We start from the raw sequence: 5,030 nt of genomic DNA, 5'->3' as shown, positions 1-5,030 counted from the left end.
GGACACAGTAAGTAAAGCTAAAATGAACCTCCTTCCTTTTAATTTTAATATCCACATAAGATTCACACCTCCTTTAATAAAGTGCATCCACTTTAGTTTTTGTAATACCTGCATTTGAATGCCAATTAATAACATCTTCACTATTCACCTTTCCAAACCACTTAGGTGCATAATGAGAACAACTTATCCAATCTTGATCTGAAGTTCCAATTTCACCATTTTCCTTATATTTAACTTGGTATATATATACCTCCTCTCGCTTAGCATTATCTGGAGGCATAGCAGGAAAATCTTTACCAGCAGTTATCTTTGTAGTAATTTTTATCTTAAACTCGTCACCACCAGTGGCTTCTTCCATAGTTGATTCGTATTTATATACAGGATGGTTCCATATCTCATCGGGATCTGAGGTCCCTCTCAAATTAGAATTTAGAGGGATTTTCTCTTGTCGAAGGTACTTTCTTAAACCTTCATGAACAATTTTCGGCCAGGCATCTAAACCTGAACCACTATGTGGAATAATATTATCTGGATAATCTCCTATTACATAATCTCCCCATTCTGAAGCACTATCTGCTAACTCAGTATATAAACCTTCCATTTCATCTTGGTTGAAAGAAATCTTATTTTTAGTTGTTGGCCCTGGTTGAGACTTAGCTATTGCTGCTATTGCCCAACCCCAGCAATGTCCTTCCCATCCAAGACCGCCACTATGGTAGGCTGCCTCCCAATCACGAGGTTTACCATCTGTAACGGTCTTTACATTGACAGTCTTGTCAATATTAGGTAATCTACTACATGTAACCTCAACCTTAAGTGGACTAAGAATATTACCCGGCAAAGTGACTATATAAAATCCTTGTATGAAGGGACCAATCCATGCTCCATTGTTCCAACGCAACTCTCGTTTCATGCTGTTCCATTCTAAAGAGGAAACTCCAACATTACTCTCTACCGGTTCAAAAACTCTTATACCACTTATAGCCTCGGATGTGTAAAAAGCACGAGGACATCCTTCTGGGTATACAGAATCATAGTCTTTTAACGGGGTATATGCTCCTGTTGTATCATAAAGATTTGGGTCTATTGAATCAAGTAAAGGCCAATACCATCCATTCCAAGGTTTTGTTGATGCTTCTCCTTTTTCAACAAATGTATTACTAACAGTATAATTCTTCGACCCGCTTACTTTAAATGTAAACCACCCATGGTTATTTTCTCCAACCTCTGTCCCATTAGTAAAGGGATTACCTTTCGGGTCAAATATCTCTATTGTACAACCTGGTGCAGAGATAGTTAATACACCGCCATATTTTGTTGGCACATAGACCTCAAAAAAGCCCGGGTCTGCAGTACCGTTTATTGCCCCACCTAATCTTACCTTAGTACTAATAATAATGTTTCTTCCCTCCTGAGTAGACCATTTGATAATGTTAAATAGGTAAATAGAAATTGTTGTAGTATATAGTCCATTAGGTACTACCTTACCATCATTATTTCTACCATTCCATATAAAATGTGGGTCATCGGTTATTGAAGGGAAAGGCTTATAATCCCAGGCAGTATACACCAGTTCACCTGTATAATAATTTTTTATCTCTAATCGAATGATGCTTAATGGATATAAATCCAAATAATCTTCGCTAAGATGATATTCTATAATAACTTGTTCTTTATCTTGAATACTTGTTGTAGGTAATCCCTTTGTAGTTACCTGTTCCTGATTAAAACATAATCTTGCTGGATTAGAAGAAGTAGGCTTAATAATCCAGATTACCCCTTCTCCTATCATTCCAGATACCTCTTCACTATTTTCACTTTCATGTCCTAACTCATCTACTGCCCTTACAACATAAAAATAAGTTTGATTTTCAACTACATCCCTATCAGTATATGACTCGGTAGTCAGAATTGATGAATTAATTGGAGTAGATGAGTAATTGCCGCTTTCTGTTCCTCGATAGATATTGTATCCTGCTAAGTCTAATTCATGATTTGGAGCCCAGGTTATTAGCAACTCATTTTCTTTTTCTGTAATCATAACATCTGACGGTGGTGCAGGTGGGGTATCAGTCCCCACGGGTGTTTCAGATACCTCTATTGATGCAGGTCCTTCATTATCACTATCATCCACTGCCTTGACTATATAATAATATGTCTGGTCATTTATTAGCCCGGTATCATTATAATATAATGTGGTAATCAATGTCAAGCCATTTATTGGTTCAGGGTTATAATTTCCATGAGAAGTGCCACGATAGATATTATATCCTGCTAAATCCGTCAACTCAGAGTTATCTGTATTAGTTGTTGGAGCAGTCCACCACAGGTCTATGATTGTATCTCCTGGAGTTGTATTTACATTAGTTGGTTTGGCTGGTGCAAGGGTATCAGTTGGTGAGGCATCGGCTAAATTTGATAACCCACTTCGATTATCTGAGGTATCCACTGCCAACACTTTATAATAATATGTATTTGCCTCTGTTACCTCATAATCTGTATAATTAGTTTTAGAAGTACTTACTGGAAAGCCATAGTCATAATTACTTTCTGATACTGCTGAATTATTTGTCAGACGATAAATCAAGTAATGTGATACCTCAACATTATCTGTTGATGCATCCCAGGATAATTCTAATTCCTCTCCTGTTTCTGGATCATTAATGTTTAAATTACCCGGGATGGTAGGAGGTTCTGAATCACCTATTTCTTCAGGAGTAGCACTTACCTCTTCAGAATAATCACTTTCAACACTACTTATATTTACTGCTGTTACTACGATATAGTAAGTAGTGCCATTTGTAAGACCAGAGATGATAACTCCTGTATGCCACTCTTTGGGTACCTTATCAAAATAGCCAAAGTAATTACCAGATGAAGTGCCTAAATAAATCCTATAATAATCTAACTCAGGCTCCGGATTTGCATTCCAGATAAGAGTAATCTGTCCACTACCCGGACCTGGTTTTGCAATCACACCTGTAGGTGGACTGGGTTTATTACTTAATCCATTAATAAAATTCCATTCACAAGACCATGAACTTGTACCAAGTACATTCCCTGCCTTTACACGCCACCAGTATTGAGTACCATCATCTAAGAACCCAGACATATCTACCCCTATATAATTTCCAATAGCTTTATCAAATACAAATTTGGTAAAACCGTTGTCTAATGCTACTTGTAGATGGTAATTATTTGCCCTGGGTGCAGGATACCAGCGAAATTGAATCACTTGACCTGGGACATTAACTCCATCTTCTGGCTGGATCAATATTGGTATTTCAGGTTTGCTACTCGGCCCATTAATAAAATTCCATTCCGCAGACCAGGAGCTTGTCCCAAGTATATTCCCTGCCTTTACACGCCACCAGTACTGAGTGCCGTCATCTAAGAACCCAGACATATCTACCCCTATATAATTTCCAATAGATTTATCAAATACAAATTTGGTAAAACCGTTGTCTAATGCTACTTGTAGATGGTAATTATTTGCCCTTGGTGCAGGATACCAGCGAAATTGAACTACATTACCAGGTATATTAGTTCCATCTTCTGGTCGAATTAACTCTGGTGTATCAGGTTTATCAGTTGGTCCGTTGATAAAGTTCCATTCCGAAGACCATGAACTCCAGCCTAATGTATTACCTGCCTTCACTCGCCACCAGTACTGAGTGCCATTATCTGGAAAGCCAGTTATGTCTACTCCTATGTAATTACCTATTGCTTTATCAAAGATAAGTTGAGTAAAATTACTATCCAGTGATACCTGAATATGGTAGTTATTAGCCCTTGCTGCTACATGCCATCTGAATTCTACCTTTGTGCCAGGGAAGTTAGAACCATTAGTAGGAGTGCCTAAAGTAGGTGTATCAGGAATGCTGCTTGGTCCATTGATAAAGTTCCATTCCGAAGACCATGAACTCCAGCCTAATGAATTACCTGCCTTCACTCGCCACCAGTACTGAGTCCCATTGTCTGGAAACCCGCTTATGTCTACTCCTATGTAATTACCTATTGCCTCATCAAAGATAAGTTGAGTAAAATTACTATCCAATGATACCTGAATATGGTAGTTATTTGCCCTATCTGCTACATGCCATCTGAACTTTACCTTTGTACCTGGGAAGTTAGAGCCATTAGTAGGAGTGCCTAAAGTAGGTGTATCAGGTATGCTGCTTGGTCCATTGATAAAATTCCATTCTTCAGACCATGAACTCCAGCCTAATGTATTACCTGCCTTCACTCGCCACCAGTACTGAGTGCCATTATCCGGAAAGCCAGTTATGTCTACTCCTATGTAATTACCTATTGCTTTATCAAAGATAAGTTGAGTAAAATTACCATCAAGTGATACCTGAATATGGTAGTTATTAGCCCTTGCTGCTACATGCCATCTGAATTCTACCTTTGTACCAGGGAAGTTAGAACCATTAGTAGGAGTGCCTAAAGTTGGTGTATCAGGAATGCTGCTTGGTCCATTGATAAAGTTCCATTCCGAAGACCATGAACTCCAGCCTAATGAATTACCTGCCTTCACTCGCCACCAGTACTGAGTGCCATTATCCGGAAAACCAGTTATGTCTACTCCTATATAATTTCCAATAGCTTTATCAAACACAAGTTTAGTAAATCCGCTGTCTAATGATACCTGTAACCAATAATTATTTGCTCTGGGGGAAGGATTCCATCTGAACTGGACTACAGTTCCAGGAGCATTAGAACCATTTGGAGGAGAGCTTAATGTGGGTGGATCAGGAGGGCTACTTGGTCCATTAGTAAAGTTCCATTCCGAAGACCATGAACTCCAGCCTAATGAATTACCTGCCTTCACTCGCCACCAGTACTGAGTGCCATTATCCGGAAAGCCAGTTATGTTTACTCCTATATAATTTCCAATAGTTTTATCAAACACAAGTTTAGTAAATCCGCTGTCTAATGATACCTGTAACCAATAATTATTTGCTCTGGGGGAAGGATTCCATCTGAACTGGACTACAGTTCCAGGAGCATTAGAACCATTTGGAGGA

General features: G+C 38.6%; 1 protein-coding gene. It reads right to left on the bottom strand.

Annotated elements, in window-relative coordinates:
• Positions 1 to 73: 73 nt before the first annotated feature.
• A partial coding sequence (locus tag AB1422_16780; GenBank protein MEW6620962.1) for a hypothetical protein occupies positions 74 to 5,030 on the bottom strand: 4,957 nt, incomplete at its 5' end.

It is taken from the genome of bacterium (genome assembly GCA_040757115.1).
In the GTDB taxonomy this organism is placed as follows: domain Bacteria; phylum UBA9089; class CG2-30-40-21; order CG2-30-40-21; family SBAY01; genus JBFLXS01.
This window is presented reverse-complemented; position numbering and strand designations above follow the sequence as displayed.